The 21,243-nt window shown below is 28.7% G+C and carries 18 protein-coding genes, 1 pseudogene and 1 other annotated feature; of the genes and pseudogenes, 17 read left to right on the top strand and 2 right to left on the bottom strand.

Annotation, left to right across the window (positions count from 1 at the left end; genetic code table 11):
* The first annotated feature begins 125 nt into the window (after nt 1–125).
* The 12 genes and pseudogenes from ABGF45_RS02435 (at nt 126) to ABGF45_RS02380 (ending at nt 13,509) form a co-directional block, all read left to right on the top strand.
* Nucleotides 126–575, top strand: coding sequence for a hypothetical protein (locus ABGF45_RS02435; RefSeq protein WP_209021576.1), 450 nt, complete (start codon nt 126–128; stop codon nt 573–575).
* Nucleotides 568–879, top strand: coding sequence for a hypothetical protein (locus ABGF45_RS02430; protein ID WP_209021575.1), 312 nt, complete (start codon nt 568–570; stop codon nt 877–879). Before ABGF45_RS02435 ends, ABGF45_RS02430 begins: the two co-directional genes overlap by 8 nt.
* 215 nt (nt 880–1,094) lie before the next feature.
* Nucleotides 1,095–1,940 (top strand): annotated as a pseudogene (locus ABGF45_RS02425) (KilA-N domain-containing protein).
* Nucleotides 1,941–2,173: 233 nt separating this feature from the next.
* A complete protein-coding gene (locus tag ABGF45_RS02420) occupies nt 2,174–3,394 on the top strand; it encodes a hypothetical protein (protein WP_134743905.1) in 1,221 nt (406 codons plus the stop codon).
* Nucleotides 3,395–4,097: 703 nt separating this feature from the next.
* On the top strand, nt 4,098–5,693 hold the full coding sequence (locus tag ABGF45_RS02415) for a type I restriction-modification system subunit M (protein WP_408111949.1): 1,596 nt from the start codon (nt 4,098–4,100) through the stop codon (nt 5,691–5,693).
* Nucleotide 5,694: 1 nt separating this feature from the next.
* Nucleotides 5,695–6,858: a restriction endonuclease subunit S gene (locus ABGF45_RS02410; protein WP_408111950.1), complete on the top strand. Its 1,164-nt coding sequence runs from the start codon at nt 5,695–5,697 to the stop codon at nt 6,856–6,858.
* A 9-nt stretch (nt 6,859–6,867) separates the two neighbouring features.
* Nucleotides 6,868–8,340, top strand: a complete 1,473-nt coding sequence (locus ABGF45_RS02405; protein WP_134744174.1) for a DNA/RNA helicase domain-containing protein — start codon at nt 6,868–6,870, stop codon at nt 8,338–8,340.
* Nucleotides 8,341–8,478: 138 nt separating this feature from the next.
* Nucleotides 8,479–8,751 carry an antitoxin VbhA family protein gene (locus ABGF45_RS02400; RefSeq protein WP_408106054.1) on the top strand — a complete coding sequence of 91 codons (273 nt, stop codon included), beginning with the start codon at nt 8,479–8,481 and terminating at the stop codon, nt 8,749–8,751.
* The gene (locus ABGF45_RS02395) at nt 8,732–9,034 is read left to right on the top strand and encodes a hypothetical protein (protein ID WP_408111951.1); all 303 of its coding nucleotides are present in this window, start codon (nt 8,732–8,734) and stop codon (nt 9,032–9,034) included. Before ABGF45_RS02400 ends, ABGF45_RS02395 begins: the two co-directional genes overlap by 20 nt.
* 11 nt (nt 9,035–9,045) lie before the next feature.
* Complete coding sequence (locus tag ABGF45_RS02390; RefSeq protein WP_134744175.1) at nt 9,046–12,093, top strand: type I restriction endonuclease subunit R; 3,048 nt, start codon at nt 9,046–9,048, stop codon at nt 12,091–12,093.
* 430 nt (nt 12,094–12,523) lie between these two features.
* The gene (locus ABGF45_RS02385) at nt 12,524–13,129 is read left to right on the top strand and encodes a hypothetical protein (RefSeq protein ID WP_134744176.1); all 606 of its coding nucleotides are present in this window, start codon (nt 12,524–12,526) and stop codon (nt 13,127–13,129) included.
* A 113-nt stretch (nt 13,130–13,242) separates the two neighbouring features.
* On the top strand, nt 13,243–13,509 hold the full coding sequence (locus ABGF45_RS02380) for a hypothetical protein (protein WP_245151511.1): 267 nt from the start codon (nt 13,243–13,245) through the stop codon (nt 13,507–13,509).
* Between the two features lie 218 nt (nt 13,510–13,727).
* Here the strand turns inward: ABGF45_RS02380 and ABGF45_RS02375 are convergent, their stop codons facing one another.
* Entirely contained in the window at nt 13,728–14,951 is a 1,224-nt protein-coding gene (locus tag ABGF45_RS02375) for an IS110 family transposase (RefSeq protein WP_004823452.1), read from the bottom strand.
* 707 nt (nt 14,952–15,658) lie between these two features.
* On the opposite strand from ABGF45_RS02375, the gene ABGF45_RS02370 reads away from it, so the two are divergent.
* Both ABGF45_RS02370 and ABGF45_RS02365 read left to right on the top strand, forming a co-directional pair.
* Entirely contained in the window at nt 15,659–15,895 is a 237-nt protein-coding gene (locus ABGF45_RS02370; protein ID WP_134743836.1) for a hypothetical protein, read from the top strand.
* Between the two features lie 161 nt (nt 15,896–16,056).
* Nucleotides 16,057–16,383 carry a hypothetical protein gene (locus tag ABGF45_RS02365; RefSeq protein ID WP_134712010.1) on the top strand — a complete coding sequence of 109 codons (327 nt, stop codon included), beginning with the start codon at nt 16,057–16,059 and terminating at the stop codon, nt 16,381–16,383.
* Nucleotides 16,384–16,568: 185 nt separating this feature from the next.
* Here the strand turns inward: ABGF45_RS02365 and ABGF45_RS02360 are convergent, their stop codons facing one another.
* Nucleotides 16,569–17,414 carry a Cof-type HAD-IIB family hydrolase gene (locus ABGF45_RS02360; RefSeq protein ID WP_134743837.1) on the bottom strand — a complete coding sequence of 282 codons (846 nt, stop codon included), beginning with the start codon at nt 17,412–17,414 and terminating at the stop codon, nt 16,569–16,571.
* Nucleotides 17,415–17,524: 110 nt separating this feature from the next.
* Here ABGF45_RS02360 and ychF point away from each other — a divergent pair, with 110 nt between their 5' ends.
* From ychF to brnQ, 3 genes are all read left to right on the top strand, one after another.
* On the top strand, nt 17,525–18,622 hold the full coding sequence (ychF, locus tag ABGF45_RS02355; protein ID WP_134711563.1) for a redox-regulated ATPase YchF: 1,098 nt from the start codon (nt 17,525–17,527) through the stop codon (nt 18,620–18,622).
* Nucleotides 18,623–18,631: 9 nt separating this feature from the next.
* Nucleotides 18,632–19,552, top strand: coding sequence for a CPBP family intramembrane glutamic endopeptidase (locus ABGF45_RS02350; protein WP_134743838.1), 921 nt, complete (start codon nt 18,632–18,634; stop codon nt 19,550–19,552).
* A gap of 52 nt (nt 19,553–19,604) precedes the next feature.
* Nucleotides 19,605–19,835 (top strand) — a binding site (T-box leader).
* Between the two features lie 54 nt (nt 19,836–19,889).
* Entirely contained in the window at nt 19,890–21,215 is a 1,326-nt protein-coding gene (brnQ, locus tag ABGF45_RS02345; protein WP_134743839.1) for a branched-chain amino acid transport system II carrier protein, read from the top strand.
* Nucleotides 21,216–21,243 lie beyond the last annotated feature (28 nt).

Here is a 21,243-nt window from a genome sequence, read left to right as displayed (position 1 = left end):
AATTTTTTATAAATATTTAGCTGAAACATAATTGGATTTATGAGCTAGTTAAAATGTTATGAAAGAAAAATGTTCCACAAAGTAAAGTTAATAAAGATAATTGAGAAATTTTTGAGGTTAGTATTATGAAATATATTTATTCTGTGACAAATACAGAGGAGCTAAAGGTTTATAATAATTTTATTAAGATAAATTCTGATAAAATAGAAAAATTTTTAGATTACATTAGTAAAAACTTTTTGGTCTATGAGTATCCAAAATATTTGGTCTTATGCAATTTAGAGGTTGCCACACGTGTACATAGCGGTCTTCCTATACCGGCTTATACAAATGAAAGAAGAGTAATCTTTACGCCTGAAATAGAAGTTTGGAAAAAAATCTATATAAATCAACTTGATATCTATAACTCTACAGAACAGACAAAAATAATTGAATCTTATTACGATAGAATGAGTGATAACAACCTACTTCAAATAATTGGTCATGAGCTAGTACATCATAGTGAACTCTTTGTAGATGATTTTAATGATGAACTTGAATCAGGAATTTGGTTTGAAGAAGGAATGTGTGAATAATATTAGTAAAAAATTTTTCTTATCTGATCAAGAGTATAAATTAGAGAAGCAAATTAACCAGTCGCTAGTTGAAATGTTTGAAGAGAAAAATACATGGAAATCTTTAGAATCATTCGGTTATGAAACATTTGATAATAGCTATGCAGCTATTTTTTATAACTATTGTAGAAGCTTTCTTGCAATAGAAAAACTAGTAAATCAGTATGGAGGTATAGAAAAAGTTTTTGAAAAATATAAAGAATGGGATTTTAGTGGTAGACAAAAAACATTGGTTGAGTGGTTTAATATTGAAAAAAGAATATGATATATATATAAAAAATATATTCTGTTTTATCAACAAAACTTTAATTTTTAAAGTATAAAAATAATATGTATTGATATTGTCTAAGATATAATAAACTAGTCAGGTTCTCTTATTTTGAGCATCGGGAGACATTTAAATGAAACGGGGACGGTAATTTTTTTTGGACAAGAGATTAACATTTTGACATATAACATCAACATAAAGGAGGAATTTATATGTCTAAAATAAAAAAAGAAACTATTGAAGTAAAAGGATTTTCAATCCAAATCTATACAGAAGACTTTAAAAACGAGTATATAAGTCTTACAGATATAGCAAAGTATAGAAATAGTGATGATCCACGATTTGTCATTCAAAACTGGATGAGAAATAGAAATACATTGGAGTTTATAGGGGTGTGGGAAGTTCTTAACAACGAAAATTTTAACCGTGTGCAATTCGACACGTTTAGAAATGAATCAGGACTTAATAGATTTACGATGACTCCACAAAAATAGATAAATTCTACCAATGCTATTGGAATAATAGCTAAGGCAGGGAGATATAGTGGCACTTATGCACATCCCGATATAGCTATGGAATTTGCTTCATGGATTTCAGCAGAATTCAAGTTATATTTAATTCAAGACTATAAGCGACTTAAATCAGATGAAAATTCAAGATTATCTCTTGGCTGGAATTTAAATCGAGAAATATCAAAGATTAACTATAAAATTCATACAGACGCCATCAGAGAACATCTTTTAAACGATCTTACTAAAGAACAGTTATTATACAAATATGCAAGTGAGGCAGATATCATAAATGTAGCTTTGTTTAACAAAAGAGCAAAACAATGGCACAAAGAAAATCCTGAATTAAAGGGGAATATGAGAGACTATGCAAGTCTAAACGAGTTGTTAGTGCTGGCGAATATGGAAAGCTATAATGCCATTCTCATAAGTAAGGGAATTGAGCAACAAGAAAGAATGATAGAGCTTAGAAAAATGGCTAGAACTCAATTGATGTCACTTGAAAAACTCAATAACAATAGCATCAAAGGATTAGATGGAGACAAGTAGTAATTTGACTTAAAAAAAGAGATATGATAGGAAAGAAATACATGCAAAATAAGATAAATAAGAAGTAGGTTTATAATATAGATATTATCTAATTCACAGTTATAGTAGTCTTATTATGGCAATAGTGAAGTGTAACGATGTATACTGGGTTTCGGATGGAATTAAAAATAAAAAATTATTTTTTTTCATTCAACTTTATTAATTAATTTATAAAATAGGAAGGAGAACTCCAAATGGAAGGTTTTGATATAAAAGACCATCCCAAAATAGAAATAGTTGTAGGGGAACAGAGAATTGAAGTTGATTGCTTTATTTCAAAAGAAGATATTGATTTTTTTTATAACAACAAAAATTTAGAATCCTCGGAGATTATTAGGGAGATTATAGGTAATCATAGTGACATACAATATAAACCATATATTGGAAAAATTTCATATAATGAATTAGTTAGATTTATAAATACTTATATTGAATGCAATGAAAAACTTAAACTATATTATTTGAATAGTAATTCAGAGAATCAATTTGATAGATTTGTAGAAGCGTTTCAGCAATATATTAATAAGTTTAATGAGAAAATGGTGAAAGCATTAAAGCCTAATTTTGAGTCTGTCAGTAAGTTGGCTTTTCCTAAAATAGAAATACCAAAAATAGAAGCCTTTTCTAAAATAAATGTATTATCAGAGCCAATTTTAAGGTTAAATAGAATTTTTCAAGATTTTTATAAATCTTCAGTTTTTGAAACAATGAGATATATGTCCGAAACTATTATAAAATCAATATCTGATTATAGTGAAAATTTTAAAAGAATCAGTAATGCTCTTGCAGAGTTAGTAAAGAGTATAAAGATTCCGTCGATTTCAAACGAACAAAAAGAAGCATTACAAGAAAGTTATAAGGTTTGGGGTCAATATGGTTGGACAGTTCCACCTTACGCAACATTGAATGTATTTAACAAAAAGCCTCAGTCAATAGAAGAAGCTAATGAGTACATGAGGCAATATATAAATAAATCATCAATGATGAAACTTTTTATAGAATTACGCAAATTAAATAATATTAGAAAAGATGATTTAGAAGAAGCTATTGAAAATTTTGAAAATAGAAAATATAAGTCTTGTGTAATGATAATTTTCGCACTTATAGATGGAAAAATAATTCGTTATCAAAATAAAGAAAAAAATAGAAAAGTTGGCCTTCGAGGAGCACAAAAAATTTATGATGAAATGGAGTTGAAACTTGTGAATAGAAATGCGTTTTTTTCATTACTAAATCTTATAAATATTAATAGTGCTCTAACGGTTACATTCGCAAATGGAGACAACTTTAAGAAACAACCATGCGTAATTAATCGAAACTTTGTTTCTCATGGAATGCTTCATTGCAAGGTAAGAAGAAGAGACGCAGCTCAGTTATTTTTACTTTTATATAATTTGATAGAGTTTTTTGACTAATTTACGAGTGTTTATTATATGACTTATAAAAATTAGTAGCGAATTCATTGAATAACTTAAGGTAATTCATATAAGTGTCATATTGTAATGCTGACAATGTAGACTATGTCTTAATTTATTTGTAGATAAATAATTTTTTTAAACTTATAAAAGTTATTAATAAATAAAATTTAGATTACAATCTAATATATTTAATCGCTTTTTTTAGGGACAGATAATAATTTAATTATTACAGTATATTTAGTAAAAATTATAGCATTAGTTTTTTTATAAAAATAATAAAAATTTTTTCTAATAAACATATGACATTTAAAAACTAATATAAACTATATAAAAATGAACGATATATAGGTATTAATATAAAAATTACATAAAAAATATTTGCAGACTATAAAAGGTTAACATTTTTGTGATTAATCAATATTAAAATAATTAGATAAAACTTTTGGATATATAAAAGCGAAATTGTTAAAAAATATTTAGTTGTTTCTAATGGATGAAATCGATAAGGATTAAATAATGTAAATGATACTAATTTTTAAGCTATTATTTTGGTTTGTTTTAAGGTTTAATAAAAAAATGTTAGAAGACAATTCGCTCTTCTAACATTTTTTATGCTATAATTTATACATGAAAACATTTTTTAATAAATATTTAGAAGAGGGTAATTCAATAGTTTAAGAATTACTATTAAGGAGTAAGTATGTCACAAAAATCATTATATCAATCACTGTGGAATGCAGCGGATGTTTTGCGTTCAAAGATGGATGCAAATGAATACAAAAACTATTTATTGGGAATTATTTTTTATAAATACTTATCAGATAAATTGCTATATAGGGTGAGTGTGTTGCTTGAACAAGAGACACATGATTTGGCGGAAGCGCAAAAGATTTATGAAGAAGCGTTGAATGATGAAGAGATTAAACAGGATCTTTTGGATGAATTGAAGGATCAATATTCTTATGTGATTAAGCCGGAATACACTTTTACCCAACTTATGCAAACTGTTGAAGATAAGGTGTTTCAACTGGAAGATTTGCAAGATGGATTTAATGATATTGAAAAGGCGGATGCGCTTTTTGAAAATCTTTTTGAAGATATAGATTTGTATTCTAAGAAACTTGGTTCGACTCCTAATAAGCAAAACCAGACTATTTCTCAAATTATGAAAGAGCTGAAAGATTTGAACTTTTCTGAATATTCTGGTGATGTGTTGGGAGATGCCTACGAATATCTAATTGGTCAATTCGCTTCTGAGTCAGGTAAAAAGGCGGGCGAGTTCTATACTCCTCATCAAGTTTCTGATTTGATGGCTAGAATAGTGATTCAAGGTAAAGAGGATAAAAAGGGATTTACGGTTTATGACCCTACAATGGGTTCTGGTTCGCTACTTTTGAACATTGGTAAGCATTCCCACGAAACGGGCACGGTAAGGTATTTTGGACAAGAGATTAACACTTCGACATATAACCTTGCTCGAATGAATATGATTCTGCACGGGGTTGCGCCTAGCAATCAATCGCTGAATAATGGTGATACGCTTGAATATGACTGGCCGGTTGAAGAGCCGACAGATTTTGACGCGGTTGTTATGAATCCACCATATTCTGCGAAATGGTCTGCTGCCCAAGGATTTTTAGATGACCCTAGATTTTCTTCTTTTGGTGTGATTCCAACGGCTTCAAGGGCAGACTATACATTTTTACTTCACGGATTTTATCATTTGAAAGCTGAAGGAGTAATGGCGATTGTTTTGCCTCACGGCGTGCTATTTAGAGGTGCGAGAGAGGAGCAAATCAGAAAAATTCTTCTTGAGAATGGTAATATCGACACAGTTATCGGACTTCCTGAAAAGATATTTTTCAATACGGGCATCCCGACAACTGTAATCATTTTGAAGAAAAATAGGACAAATAGGGATGTGTTATTTATCGACGCTTCAAGAGAATTTGAAAAAAAGTCTAATCGAAATGAGCTGACCGAAGAAAATATCACTAAGATTTTGAATGCCTACAAAAACAGGGAAAACATTGATAAATACGCCTATCTTGCTTCGTTTGAGGAAATCAAAGAAAATGAATTTAATCTAAACATTCCAAGATATGTGGACACTTTTGAGCCCGAACCAATCGTGCCACTAAACGAAATTTCCAAAAATCTAACCGAAACAAAGATGAAGTTAGAGGCTTCAGAAAAAGCGCTTTTAGGAATGCTTCACGAACTTCACGGCACAAACGAAGAGGCCGACAAAGAGTTGAAGGAATTTATCCAAGTGCTAGAAAGGTTTGGTGAATAGAATGGCTAAAAAGAAGAGAATACCAGAGATTAGATTTGATGGATTTGAGGAGGAATGGGAAGAGAAGAGGTTGGGGGAGATTGCTGAAATTAATCCAAAATCAATTCTTCCAAATGACTTTAAATATGTGGATTTAGAATCTGTTGAAGGTTCAACCCTTGTTAATAGTAGAGTTGAACATATTAATACGGCTCCTTCAAGAGCACAAAGATTAGCAGAATATGGGGACATATTTTATCAGACTGTAAGGCCATACCAAAAAAATAATTTTTTATTTGATATTAAAGATAATAATTATAACTATGTTTTTTCAACTGGATATGCACAATTAAGGACCGTATATTCGGTAAATAATGATTTTCTATTTCAATCAATTCAACTTGAAAAATTTGTAAACGAGGTTATGTTAAGATGTACAGGAACAAGTTATCCTGCTATAAATTCAACAGAGTTATCAAAAATAAAATTAGATATTCCAAAAGATAAAGAAGAGAGTAAACAAATAGGATATATATTAAATACAATTAGTAATATAATAAATACTATCAATGAAAGAGTAGAAAAATTAAAAAACTACAAACAATCAATGCTTCAAAAAATGTTCCCGAAACAAGGAGAAAAAGTTCCTGAAATTAGGTTTGAAGGTTTTGAAGGAGAATGGGAAGAGAAAAAGTTAAGCGAAGTTTCACAAATTAAGAAAGGAAAGCAACTTAATAAAGAAAAAATTGCAGAAAATGGAAAATATTATCACCTAAATGGAGGTATATTACCATCAAATAGGACTAATTTATGGAATTCTAATAAAAATACTATTTCTATAAGTGAAGGTGGAGAGAACTGTGGTTACGTAAAATGGAATAATCAAAAATTTTTTAGCGGGGGACATAATTATACACTGATTCATTTAACTGTAAAATCATATTTTTTATTATCTTTTTTAAAATCCATAGAAAAGTCAATAATGAGATTGAGAGTAGGAAGTGGACTACCAAATATCCAAATTAGAGATTTAGAAAATATTATTATCTCTATACCTTCAGATTTAGAACAAGAAAAGATTTCTAAAATCTTTTTTGAGATAGACAACCAAATCTCTTTACAACAACAAAAACTTGATGCTTACAAGAAACTAAAGAAAACATTATTAGATAAAATGTTTATATAGGTAACAAAAATGAAAAATTTAAATATTTACGTTTATACTCAAGCTTGTATTGGATTACAAAATGAAAATTATATTCAAAAATTTCATAGGTTTATTACCGGAAGTGATACTAGATATTCTAGAAATGAAATTGAATGCTTGGATAAATTAATTCAAAACATTATAGAAATAGAAGATAATATAGAGATTTTTGAAAATTTTTTTTACGGGTATTCAATTCCAAATATTTCAAAGGAATTTGATTTAATTAAATTTGATGATCAGTCTATAATCAATATAGAAATAAAAAGAAAACAAAAAGTTGAAAAAATTAAGAATCAACTTATACAAAATAGATACTATTTAAGGTTTTTAAACAAAAATACTTTTTTATTTACTTTTCTAAAAGAAGAAGATAAATTATTCAAATTAGAAAATGATGAATTGATAGAAACGGATTTTTGTGAACTCATAAAAGTCTTAAATAATATAAAAAATTTAAACCTAGACATTGACAATTTATTTATACCAACAAATTATTTAATATCACCTTTTAATGACACAAAAAGATTTATTAATAAGGAATATTTTTTAACAGACGAACAAAATGAAAAAAAACATAATATTATGAAATGGATACAAGAAAATAAAAAACTAATTTGTATACAAGGCAAGGCTGGGTCTGGGAAAAGTCTTTTAATTTACGATATATCATTGGATTTAATTTCAAATAATAAAAATGTTGTTTTAGTTCATTGTGGAATACTCAATAAAGGACATAAAAAATTAAATGAAAATAATTTTAATATTATTTCTGTAAAAAATATATATGATATAGATTTTAGTAAAATTGATTATATAATATTTGATGAAACTCAAAGAATTGCTATAAACCAGTTTGAATATGTTATTAATAAAATTAAAGAAACAGAATGTGTAGGTGTTTTTAGTTATGATCCTAGACAAACTCTAAGTATAGACGAGTCAAAAAGTAAAACTATACAGATATTAAACTCCATAAAAAATGTAGTAAAATTGAAAGGAAGAATTAGATCAAATAAAGATATTTATAATTTTATAAATTGTCTTTTTGATAAGTCTAAATTTTATAGAAGTAATTTTAATGATATAACTATTTATTATTTTAATGAATACTATGAAGCAATAAACTACTTAAAAAAAATGGTAGAAAAAGGGTGGATGTATCCTGAATTTTCAACATCAAATTATTATGAGAATATACTCGATAAATATAAAATTAATGGTATGAATAGTTCTCATAAAGTAATAGGTCAAGAATTTGATAAAGTAGTAGTAATTATTGATGAAAATTTTTATTACAATTCAGAAAATAAGCTAAGATCTAAAGTTATAACAAACGTGAAATATGATGCTATGATGATGTTATATCAAAATGTAACAAGAGTAAAAAATAAATTATCAATTGTTGTTATAAATAATAAAGAAGTATTAGAAAGATTAACAAAACTAATAAATAACTAATATATTAAATGTGTAAGTTATAAGAAAATTATATTTTAGTTAGTGAAGGAGCCCATTATGTACTAAGATCCATTCCCACAATACATCGAACAATCAGAGCCGGACAAGAAGCGAAAGTCGATTGTCTGGAAGACTGCCATGGGGCTGCAGGCGGTGGATGGGTTAAAGACTTCTGATTATCTTGTTGAAAATGCGGTGAAGAATATTGATGGTGAGATTAGCATTCAGGATGTGCAGGATTTGATGAAGTCATATTATGAGGAAAAGCCTGATAGAGGGCAGGCGCGTACTCGTGAGGCGGATAGCGTTTCGGTGAAGATTACAAAGTTAATATATGAAAACTCATTTAGCTTGTCGCCGGGAGAAGTGATTTCCATTCATAAGGAGCTCTTTGAGAACTTTGGGTTTTGAGGTCGAAAATACGATATTTGCTGAAAATGCATGGTATTTTAGAAATGCATTGGTCAGGCCAAATTACACAAACATTCCTAAGAAGACAAATAGGACGAATGTGTATTTGGTGAGATTTTTAAGGAATTTATTATTAAACGAGGAAAATGTTTTGTCAAATAGAGAGCTTCATATTGATTTTGGAGAGGGCGAAACGGGTAGTGTGAGAGAAATGTTTGACAGGGAATTTGAGTTTTATAAGGACATAAAAGAATACTATATTAATCAATTTAAAATGTTTTAACGAGGACAGCGATGGGATTTACAACAGAACAAGAATTAGAGGACAAATTAATTGAACGATTGACCATGGGCAAATCTCAGTGGACATATCGAAAAGATTTGAACACCGAAGAAAAGCTTTGGGATAATTTAAAAAACATTCTAGAGAGAAATAACACAGACAAATTGAACGATGTTATGTTGTCTGAAACTGAGTTTAGACAGGTTAAGAGTCAGTTGGACTTTAGCAGTTTCTATGAAGCGGCTAAATTTTTGACGGGTGAAAATGGAATTGCCAAAGTGGAAGTAAGAAGAGATAACGCAAAACTAGGCACTATCAGACTTCATTTGCTTAATTCAAATGATATTGCGGGTGGGACTTCAGTCTATGAAGTTATCAATCAATTTGAATCTAACAAAAGACATGAGATGGACAGGAATAGAAGATTTGATGTGACTTTGTTGGTTAATGGTTTGCCACTTATCCATGTGGAATTGAAAAATAAAGCCCATCCATATATGGATGGATTTAGACAGGTGAAAAAATATATCGAAGAGGATAAATTTACGGGTATATTTTCTGCCATTCAGATGTTTGTTATATCAAACGGAGTGGATACGAGATATATTGCTTCATCCAAGAATGGCTTAAATGAGAAGTTTTTGAGCGTTTGGGTCGATGAGAATAATAATAAGGTGTCTAATCTGTACGAATTTGCAGATGCAGTACTTAGAGTGCCTGAAGCTCATTTAATGATTTCGGACTATTCCGTATTGGACAAGCAGTCAAAGTCAATCATCCTTTTACGTCCGTATCAAATTCATGCGATTAATGCAGTTAAAAGTGCTATAAAAAGAGGCGAATCTGGATATATCTGGCATACGACCGGCTCAGGTAAGACCTTGACCTCATATAAAGTGGCGAAGAATCTGTTAAAAATACCTTCACTTGATAAAGCAATATTTATCGTTGATAGGGTGGATTTAGATCAACAGACGACATCTTCATTTCTAAATTATTCTGAAAATGATTTAGTTACAATTGATGAAACAGATGATACTTTCGATTTAGAAAATAAGTTAGTTTCAAGTGACAGGACAGTTATCATCACAACCATTCAAAAGTTAAATACATTAATCAGAAAGATTAATAATAGGGAATCAAATAAAAAATATGAAAAGATAAAAGAGCTTAAGTTGGCATTTGTTGTGGATGAATGTCATAGAGCGGTATCCCCAGAAAAGCAAAGAGAGATAAAGAGATTTTTCCGCTCTTCTCTTTGGTATGGTTTTACAGGTACGCCAATTTTTGTAGAAAATGCGAAGGCAGAAAAAGGCGATCTTGCAAGGACGACCGAGGCTCAGTATGGTAAGGTTTTACATACATATACTGTTAAGGAAGCCATTGAAAATGGGGCGGTGCTTGGTTTTCAAATGGAATACAAAAACACTATCGACTATGATGATTTCAGATTTAAGATGAAAGAAAATGGGATCGATCTGTATAATTTGACGGATGAAGAGCTTGAAGCGGAATTTACAAATGACATTTTTGATAATGATACGCATAAATTGCAAGTAATAAACAGTATTATAAATAGATCTGATAATAAACTGGGGTTAAATAAAGGACCGGGGCAGGCATATTGTGCCATTCTCACTACAAGTTCTATAAAAGAGGCTCAACGATATTTTGAGCTTTTCCAAGATGTTAAGAATGGAAAATCCTCTGTAAAGATTTCTGAAAGAGTAAAGAGTCAAATTGTTGATTTTCCAAAGGTTGCAATAACTTATTCCATTTCTGAAAATGAGGAGAGGTCAATTTCTGATCAAAAGAAAATGAAGGAATCTCTGCAAATTTACAATGAAATGTTTGATACAACATTTAATCTGGAAACGGAGAGGGCATACAATAGGGATTTAAATAATAGGCTACAAAGGAAAATGGCTAAATACAAGTCAAGGTCTGAGCAACTGGACATTGTGATTGTAGTTGACAGGCTTTTGACTGGGTTTGATGCTCCTTGTCTTTCAACCCTATTTATTGATAGAAACCCAATGCCACCGCATAATTTGATTCAGGCATTTTCAAGGACGAATAGAATATTTGATAGTCAAAAAATCTATGGTCAAGTCGTCACATTTAGAATGCCGAATAAATTTAGACAAGCTGTTGAAGATGCGATTGTGCTTTATTCTAATGGTGGGGAAGATTATGTACAAGCGCCAAGTTTTGATGAGGCAAAGAAATCACTAAGAGAAACATATTTTGCACTAATGGAAATTGCGCCAATTTTAACAGATGTTTCACGTATTTTTGGAAACAAAGAAGTAATGATAAGATTTGCGAGAGCATTTCAAAAATATGATAAGGCATTTTCTGCGATTAAGGTGTATAGCGAATATTATGAAACAGACCCTATGGAAATTGTGGGTGTGATTTCAGATGAAGAATTTGAAAATTATTCAGGAAATTATCATAATATCATTGAAGAGCTTAAACGTATGAATGCTAGTGATGATAATGGTGATGATGTCGTGCCAATTGATGTTGAATATCAGATACAGACCATTCAGACTGAACAAATCGACTATAACTATATTGTAATGTTGCTTCAATCTCTAGTGCCTACAGCAGAAGAAATCAAGGCGAACAAATTTGAAGAAGTTGAAGAACATATTAACAAATATAGACAAAATAAAGAAGGTGTTGCAGAAATTATGAGCCAAATCCTTGAAGAATTGAAAGATGAAAATCTGAGATACAAATACAAGGATAAAAATATGGCAGCCATAATTAATCAAGAAATAGAAAAACACATTTTTACTGCTATTTCAGAATATGCGAACAAATACCAAGTTCGTGAAGAAGATCTAGAATATTATGTCAACAACTACAATCCTTCAAAGGACTACAAAACTCAAATTGGTGCTAATGAATTAATGAAGAATGCAGATTTCAACAAATACAAAGAGACTGCAGAAAATCCAGTTTCTAAACTAAAATACAATAGAATTATCAGGGAAGAAACTGGAGAATTCGTAGAAACGGAAATAAGCCCATATATGAGAGAGTTTTAATTGTGTTATGTTTGAAAATATTTTATGATATCTGTAGAACTACAATTAAAACATAAGGAGAGCATATTAAAATTTACCACCTGAATTTCTTTTCCTTGTAATAGAAATGCACAATGTAGGTTTATTACCTGAAGAAATCAGTGATAAATTAAATAGAATAGATTTTGAATGGTAATTATAAAATAGCGTTGTAAAAAAAGTAAAATTTAATAGGACTAGTAGAAATGGTTCATCGATATCTGTTATGAATATAGATTCAACAGATTTAGATGAGCCATTTTTTGTTTCATGTAATGAATGCTTGGATTATTTAAGTTTCATCACTATTAGAAGGAATATTTTAATTTTAATAATAAGATAAGAAAACGTTGGTATAAATAAAAAATTAATTTATAATATAGTTATAAAAATACAATTGAGGAGGTGTTTAATGAAGAAAAAAGCTTTAAGTATATTATTAACTTTATTAATAATATTAAGTAATTCCTATGTTGCAAGTGCTAAAGAATCGAAGATAACTGCATTAGACTATAGCAGTACTGATAAATATGTTACGGATTTTGCAGAAAAAGTCTTCAAATACTTTATGTTTGATGATGAAAAAATATTTGACTTTGAACTTACTGATACATTAAAGTCATATTTAATTAATAAGAAGAAAGTGTTAAACTATAACTCTTCATTATATAATTTGAAGAAGAATGAAAAGACAATAAAAACTGAGCTAATAGAAGTTAATGAACTAAATGGAAAAGCTGTATATACAGTTAATATTAAAAGTGACTATTTATATGCCGATGGTCAAGTTGATATGAGTACAATAACAACAAATATTATTATAAAGATTGATAACAATGTAAACGCATTTATTGTAGATAATGTATTTGATGAAATATGTGGATTTGATATACAAATTTGGACAAATGAATCTGATGAACTTGAAAATATTTCAAAAGATATGCCTATGATGATGAAAAGTAGTAATCTTAAAGAAGAAAATGTAACTCCTATTGTATTAGAGGAACAAGCTGAATAACTTATAAATAAAATAAACGAGATTTATAAAGAAGAGAACAAGATGGTGGATAAAAAAGATTTAGAGTCGGAAAAATCTGATCTTGAGATTCGGTATAAAAGGAATATAAAATCATGAAAAAATTATTTTATATAATTTCTATAATTGCATTGTTAGCCATTAGTGGATGCAAGGTCTCAGGTATAGCTTTGAAGTCTCCAAGTTATTCTGCTTTTGAATTATGGGGTGAACATCCGCCTTATGTATATGAAAAAAAAGATTACGCGGTTATTACCACTCCAGATTCGTTTTTTATATATGATAAATCACAAAAGAAAATTACAAAAGCGTATGGAGTTGATGTTGACAAGAGCTTTTTACCAGTTTTTTTTCTAGTATAGTTCTAGATTATGAAAAAGATATATTATTAATAAGTGCTGAAAAGAATTTCACAAACTTTACTGAATATCACTATATTTATGATATAAAAACCTGCTAACAAAAGTCAAGCCTACTCCGAAATTAATTTCAGAGTAGGCTTGTAATATTTAGTATTGAATTTAAGCATAGCAAATAAGCCGGTTGATATCGGCTTGTTTTAACTATTCTATTCCTAACTCTAAGCTACTTTTAACGCCTCCTTTTCTTGTTTTGATGCCATAACTTTTGCATAGTAGATTCTTAAGAACTTATTTAAGCCTGCAAATTTACATACTTTTTTTGCTTTTCCATCTTTTTCTTTTTTTAGCATATATAGATATATTTCATTTTCTGGATTTTTAACACTCATCATACATTTCATAGATTGGTATCCTATTTTTCTAAGTATTGCATTACCTCTTTTGGTTATTTTTCTCTGATCTGCTTTGAAATTCCCCGATTCATATGGTGGTGAGTCTATTCCTACAAAGGATATTAGGCATTTTTTATTTTTAAATTTTGATAAGTCTCCAAATTCTGCTGTTATTTGTACTGCTAATTTGTCTGATATTCCTGAGAATTTTTTGGCTTCTTGATATTCTTCTAGAGGCTCGGCAATTTCTATCATTTGTGATAAAATATTATATAGAATTTGATTTATATGTTTGATCAATTCTATCCCTTCTTGTAGGTTCATCTTTATGTATGAGCTATTGGAAGGTTGAGTTGAGATACTTTCCTCTGCAAGCTTGTAAATGGATTTAGCTTTATCAGCATTAGGATGGTATCTCTTTTCTTTTGCCCAGTTCTTAAAGTCTTCTATGAATTTTTCTTCTGTTTTTTCTAAAACTAGGTCTTTGTGCCACCATGTTTCTAAGAAATCTAATAGTTTGTCTTTTGAGAAGTCTTTAGATCCATGAGATATTAATTTTTTTATTCCCGGAAATGTTTGACTGATTGTTTGGTCTATGAAGTTCATTTGATTGATTCTTAGGTCCATGTAATGCTGATAAGATCTGTTTAATTCTTTTAGAGTTCTAAAATTTTCTGTATCTACTTTGTGTTCTTGTAATTCTTTCCAATACATCAACCCATATTCTGCTATTTGTGTGGCATCTATATTATCATTTTTTGCTTTTCTGAAGTTTAACACTCGGCAGAACTGTTTCATTTTTAATGGATTAATTACTGCTACAAAGTATCCTTGTTTTTTTAATTCATAAAGAATTGGCAAATGATATTTTCCTGTTGCTTCCATGACTATTTTGATTTCTTGATTTAAATCTTTTAGTTTATTTAAGAATCCTTCTACTTCTGGTTTGTTAAGATTTACATCAAAGGGCTTCCAAATAATTTTGCTACCTTGTTCTAAGGCACAGGCTGTAAATTTTTCTTTTGCTATATCTATTCCTATAGATATCATTTTCTTACCTTCTTTCTTTTAAATTTGTAGTTCCTACCTGCACCATTACACTCATTTTAGCTCGTGACACGGACGTTTTGCCCAACCTGCTTAACCGAATATGAATAATGAAGAGGTAGATGACAGTTTTTATTGCGGATGTTTTAACCCTAAAAGACGATCGTCATACTACTTCTTCATTATACAAAAATAGTGCAAGATAGAAATCACTTTCTTTCTTACACTATTTATGGTACTAAAAAGATGAGTTTAAAAAGATAAAAGGCGAAGGTAAAATTTCTAAAATAACTGATTCCGAAAAACATGTAGAATTTGATGTAGGCATTATGTCATCAGATTTAAATACGATATATTTTATTAGTGACGATAATGAAAAAATTTATCCTTTCAAAGAAAATTTTAGTAAGGAAAGTTTTGAGATAAAATAATATTTAATAATTTCTGCGCTTGAATAGGAAATTTGAATTAAGATAAAGAAGGGGCTGTTGCAAAATAGCCTCTTTAAATTAAAATAATTTAATAAATGTAACGAAAAAGCTCTGAATTCTAACCATTCAGGGCTTTTTGTGATAAAATAGTTTTATGACATACAATACTTTATCTGTGTTTAATTCTAGCCTAAAGCATGTAGAAATTCAATTAAAAATAGATTTAGAAATAAATTAGCACATTTCGTTGAGAAAATACTTTATTTAAATAATCAGTATTTGTTAGAAAATGACTTTTTAGATGCTTCAAGCATATACATTGATGGTACTAAAATTGAAGCTAATTCCAATAAATATATTTTTGTTTGGAAAAAATCAATCATAAAATTTAAGAATAACTTACTTGAAAAGATAGCTAAATATTTGAAAATTAGTGATTTTTCAGATGAAAAGTTAATAATAAAAGCATTAAAAGAGGAAAAACAAAAACTTAGGGACATTATCAAATTTTTGTAGATAAACTTTATTCTAACTTCGATAAATATATGGACAAAATAGTCTGTGATGCAGGATATGAGAGTGAAGAAAATTATGTGTATTTGGATTCGAAAAATTTAAGAGCTTTCATAAAGCCTTCAAACTATGAGATATAAAAAACTAGAAAATATAAAGAAGATTTGAAATTTAGAGAAAGTTTAATCGATAACAAAGAGACAGACAGTTATGAAAGTAAAGATGGTGATTTGTTTGTAAGAATAAAAGATAAAAAAAGAGTAAAGAAAAGCGGCTATATTTCAACATCTAAAGTATATAAATGTTTTGATTGGAACAAAGATGGATTTAAGACAAAATCGCTATATTTTACAGAAATATTTGAGAAATACAGGTTAAATTATTTAGAAAACATAACTTCATTAGAAGGTATAAATTATAGTAACCGAGATAAATTTAATGGCGATAGCTATGAATCTAAATCCAATCAAGTAATATCAATATCTACATAAAAAAAGAAAAAGAGCCATTGAATAATGATTTTTATGTCATTATGCAACAGCCCCTTTTAAAGAACCCATCTTTATAAGATTTCTTGAAATAGTTGAATGATGAAAAATAAAAATTCTGGAGTTGTCAAACATATGTGATGTGATTTTGTATTTAAATTGTAACAATTAATTTTACAAATTTTTATTTAAATTAATCCAAAATGTTTTAATGCCTTGAAAATTCCTTCGTTATTATTGTCATCAGTAACATGGAAAGCTGCATTTTTAACTTCTTCTTTACCATTTCCCATAGCAACTCCGTATTTAGCATATTCGACCATTTCCTTGTCATTTGAACTGTCACCGAAAGATAATAAAGTTTCACTTTTGATACCTAATTTTTCGAGAGCATTTGCTTTGCTTACTCCTAAACTCATGTATTCTAGAAAGAATGGTGACGTTTGAGCTACATAAAGTTTATCTTTAAATTTTTCAGTTATCTCTGCTTTTGCATCATCAAGGTATTTTGGCTCCATTATTGTAAGGATTTTATTTATATTGAAATCTACAAAATTTTTTAATGATTTTACTTCTTGAAGTAAAAATCCACCATTTCTTGCTTCCCATTCAATAACATTTATCCTTCCTTTACCTAAATTTCCGGTATCAACAACAGCATTGTAAACATCTTCAACATACATATATTCATCCCTATTAATCATTGGATATATTTTTTTATTTTCTACATAATCTAAAACTTCATAAACAAGTTCTTTAGATAAAGGTGTTTCATAAATTAATTTATTATTTGCTACATCATAAGCTATTGCACCATTGTTGGAAATTATAATTCCATTATTTTTATCTAATTCAAGCTCCTTAGCATATTTTAGCATTGCAAGCACGGGTCTACCGGATGCTAATATAATTTTCACCCCTTCATTGTGTAATTTGATTAAAGCTTTTTTAGTTTTGGGTTGAATATTATGTTCATTATCTAGTAATGTACCATCAAGGTCTAAAGCTATAGTTTTAATATTTAATTTATTCATTTTTCCTCCAAAAAGTTTTCATATATCAATTATACATTAAATTGTCGGTTTATCTTCAAATTATTTAAATTTTAAGTTATAATTATTTGGTATAGAAAGGTTAGGTAAATATGAAATTAGGTATAGTAGGATTGCCAAATGTTGGCAAATCAACACTTTTTAATGCTATTACAAAAGCAGGAGCGGAATCAGCTAATTATCCATTTACAACTATTGAACCAAATGTAGGGGTTGTAGACGTTCCGGATTATAGATTAGAAAAATTATCGGAATTAAATAATTCAAAGAAAATCGTATCTGCATATATAGAATTTTATGATATAGCCGGGCTTGTTAGAGGTGCTAGCAAGGGAGAAGGTTTAGGTAATAAGTTTTTAGCGAATATTAGAGAATCAGAAGCTATCGTTGAAGTTTTAAGATGCTTTGAAGATCCTAATGTAATTCATGTAGATGGTGAAGTAAATCCGTTGAAGGATATTGAAACAATTAATTTAGAACTTATTTTTTCTGATATGGATATGCTTGAAAATATTATGAATAGATTAAATAAATTGGCTAAATCTGATAAGGAAAAAAAAGCTGAATTAGAGTTGATACAAAGAGTATATAAAACTTTAGAAGAAGGAAAAAGTGCTAGAGTTTTAGATTTGACACAAGAAGAACAAAAAATATTAAAAGGATATAATTTATTATCAACAAAGCCTATAATATATGTTGCAAATGTATCTGAAGAAGAAGTTGCTGATGATGGACAATCAAATCCATATGTGCAACAAGTTAGAGAATTTGCAAAGACAGAAGAGGCCAAAGTTGTAGTAATCTCAGCTAAAATTGAAGCTGAAATTTCGACACTGGAAGATGAAGAAAAGAAGGATTACTTAGAAATGATTGGACTAGAAAAACCTGGTTTAGAAAAACTTATTATTGCAAGTTATGATTTATTGGGATTAATTTCATTTATAACCACCGGGGAAATTGAAACTAGAGCTTGGACAATAAAAAAGGGTACAAAAGCTGTTGATGCTGCTGGTAAAATTCATTCGGATATATCTAGAGGATTTATTAGAGCGGAGATAATTTCCTTTGATGAACTTATGAATTATGATGGTTCAATGACTAAAGCTAAAGAAGCTGGTAAGGTTAGACTAGAGGGTAAGGATTATATTATGCAAGATGGTGATATTACTCACTTTAGACATAATGTTTAGGAGTTGTTAATGAAAAATAATTTAGAAAATTTATTAGAAAATGAAAATTATAACTTAGTGGAAGCAAGGAAGGCAAATAGAAAAATAATTTTTTCGTATTTGATATATTTTTTAAGTATTAATATTTTAGCTTCTTTAACGGGGTTTATACAGGATATAGGGATTAGACAAATAACAATAGTTGGTTTAGGCATAATCCCAATATATTTCTTTGTTGGCAAAAAATCTTTGGAGAATTTAAGAAGTCAAAAACAAAAATATTTCGGTATAAAAGATTTATTTTTCTTTGTAGGTTTATCTTATGCTATAACTTTAATATTTAGTATTTTTACTAATTTTGTTGTAAGTAAGCTTAATATACCTTCTCCAAATGTTACTAAAATAATTCAAAATAATTTAAATATAACATTATTTATTTATGCTGTAATTTTTGGACCGGCAATTGAAGAATTGCAGTTTAGGGGATTTTATTTGAATATAACTAGAAAATATGGAAAAATAGCAAGCATACTCTTGGTGTCTATATTATTTTCATTTTCTCATTTAAACATAATTCAAGGGTTAGGGACATTTGGATTAGCACTAGTGTTTACATATGTTGCATATTTTTATTCATTTAGAGATGCATTAATATTACACATAATAAATAATTTAATTGTTGCAATTGTAGGATTTTTATCATCAAATTACGGTTTACAATCAATGCAAATTGTTGCTTTATCTATTATATTGATTATTTTAGGATTTAGTGCTATAGTGCAGTTATTTACAGAAAAAAGAAGAAATGAATTTAAAAACAATCTAAAAATAGATAAAGCTGAGAAAAAATATTTAAAAAATTTATTTACAGATTATGTATTTATAGTTTATTTTATTTTTATATTAGCATTTTCCGTTTATGCTGGATATATCGCTCAAAATGCACGATAATATTTTACACTTGACATATATAAATAATTTATTTATAATATCAATTAATATATTAAAAATAAAAGAAAGAGTAAAAAGTTTTGAAGCTACAGAGAGCTGTTGTTTGGTGTGAAACAGTGTGGATTACTTTTGAAAATCATCTTTTTTATTGAAAATCTGAAATTATTATAAAATTAAGATTTTTCGTAGTGGTTTACGTTACAAATACCTGACATTGTTAGATGTTATAAGTGCTTCACTATGTGAAGAAAAAAGGTGGTACCGCGATTATTTCGTCCTTTGCTGGAAATAGCAAAGGATTTTTTATTTTAAATATAAAAATTTTTAGGAGAAGATTATGAAGAAAAGTTTATCAAAAAATCAATTTTTAAGCGTTAGTATAATGCTCTTTGGTTTATTTTTTGGGGCGGGAAATTTAATATTTCCTCCAATGCTAGGACATCAAGCAGGAAATTTAACTTTTATTAGTTTATTATTTTTTGCTATAACTGCTGTTGTATTTCCAATTTTAGCTGTAATAGCCGTAGCAAAGACATCGGGTTTAACAAATTTAGCAAATAGAGTCGGACCGGTGTTTTCATTGGTATTTACATCATTGATTTATTTATCAATAGGACCTGGACTAGGGATACCAAGAGCAGGTAGTTTACCATTTGAAATGGCAGTACAACAGTATTTACCGGAGGGAGTTAATATATTTTCTTTAAGGCTTTTATATACATTATTTTTCTTTTTATCAGCATTTTTAATTTCATTAAATCCAAGTAAGTTGGTAAATAGAGTTGGAAAAGTGCTGACACCTACTTTATTAGTGCTTATTTTATTTATGTTTATCGGTGTAATAATATCAGGAATAAATATGCCGACTAAACCAGCTGATGCCTATATATCAAATGCACCGGTAAAAGGATTTTTAGAAGGATATAATACAATGGATGCAATTGCAGGACTTAATTTTGGTTTAGTGATTGCTTTAGCTATAAAATCATTTAATGTAAAAGATGATAAAAATATTATGAGATATACTGTAAAAGCTGGATTTTTAGCGGGAACTGTTTTATTTATAATATATGCAATGCTTTCATATATCGGAATGGTTACAGGGCAAATAACATCCGGAGTGGAAAATGGAGCTCAAGTATTAGTTATAACAGTAAATAAAGTATTTGGTAATTTTGGAGGAATATTATTAGTTTCTATATTTACATTGGCTTGTTTGACAACATGTGTTGGATTAATAACAAGTGGTAGTGGATATTTTGCGAAACTGACAAATAATAAAATTAGTTATAAAAAATGGACTTTATTATTTTCAGCATTTTCATTTGTTGTAGCTAATTTTGGATTAAATAAAATATTAGCTGTATCTGTTCCTGTATTAGTATCAATTTATCCGATATCTTTGACACTTATAATTTTAACATTATTTCATGATAAATTAGGATTTAGTAAATTGGCATACAAAGCAACAATTTATGTTGTGTCATTAATATCCGTAGTTGAAGGTTTATTAGTAGCTAAGATTGAAATACCAATTTTAACAAATTTTGTAAAACAATTACCTTTATTTAAGCAAAGTCTAGGATGGTTAATTCCGGGATTAATAGTTTTAGTTTTGGCAATATTTGTTTCCGGAGCTTTAAAATTAGAAAAATTTAAATAATATTTTGACTGGAATGTTGAAAATGCTC

Origin of the sequence: Helcococcus sp. KG196, from assembly GCF_046035495.1 — a bacterium.
GTDB classification, from domain to species: domain Bacteria; phylum Bacillota; class Clostridia; order Tissierellales; family Peptoniphilaceae; genus Helcococcus; species Helcococcus ovis.
Note: the sequence above shows the minus strand (reverse complement) of the source record. Positions and strands in the feature narration are given on the sequence as shown.

What these genes read in the sequence shown, in the direction of transcription:
- ABGF45_RS02435 (WP_209021576.1), top strand. Translation starts at nt 126, where the DNA reads ATGAAATATATTTATTCTGTGACAAATACAGAGGAGCTAAAGGTTTAT.
- ABGF45_RS02420 (WP_134743905.1), top strand. Translation starts at nt 2,174, where the DNA reads ATGGAAGGTTTTGATATAAAAGACCATCCCAAAATAGAAATAGTTGTA.
- ABGF45_RS02415 (WP_408111949.1), top strand. Translation starts at nt 4,098, where the DNA reads ATGTCACAAAAATCATTATATCAATCACTGTGGAATGCAGCGGATGTT.
- ABGF45_RS02410 (WP_408111950.1), top strand. Translation starts at nt 5,695, where the DNA reads ATGGCTAAAAAGAAGAGAATACCAGAGATTAGATTTGATGGATTTGAG.
- ABGF45_RS02405 (WP_134744174.1), top strand. Translation starts at nt 6,868, where the DNA reads ATGAAAAATTTAAATATTTACGTTTATACTCAAGCTTGTATTGGATTA.
- ABGF45_RS02400 (WP_408106054.1), top strand. Translation starts at nt 8,479, where the DNA reads ATGGGGCTGCAGGCGGTGGATGGGTTAAAGACTTCTGATTATCTTGTT.
- ABGF45_RS02390 (WP_134744175.1), top strand. Translation starts at nt 9,046, where the DNA reads ATGGGATTTACAACAGAACAAGAATTAGAGGACAAATTAATTGAACGA.
- ABGF45_RS02385 (WP_134744176.1), top strand. Translation starts at nt 12,524, where the DNA reads ATGAAGAAAAAAGCTTTAAGTATATTATTAACTTTATTAATAATATTA.
- ABGF45_RS02380 (WP_245151511.1), top strand. Translation starts at nt 13,243, where the DNA reads ATGAAAAAATTATTTTATATAATTTCTATAATTGCATTGTTAGCCATT.
- ABGF45_RS02375 (WP_004823452.1), bottom strand. Translation starts at nt 14,951, where the DNA reads ATGATATCTATAGGAATAGATATAGCAAAAGAAAAATTTACAGCCTGT.
- ABGF45_RS02360 (WP_134743837.1), bottom strand. Translation starts at nt 17,414, where the DNA reads ATGAATAAATTAAATATTAAAACTATAGCTTTAGACCTTGATGGTACA.
- ychF (WP_134711563.1), top strand. Translation starts at nt 17,525, where the DNA reads ATGAAATTAGGTATAGTAGGATTGCCAAATGTTGGCAAATCAACACTT.
- ABGF45_RS02350 (WP_134743838.1), top strand. Translation starts at nt 18,632, where the DNA reads ATGAAAAATAATTTAGAAAATTTATTAGAAAATGAAAATTATAACTTA.
- brnQ (WP_134743839.1), top strand. Translation starts at nt 19,890, where the DNA reads ATGAAGAAAAGTTTATCAAAAAATCAATTTTTAAGCGTTAGTATAATG.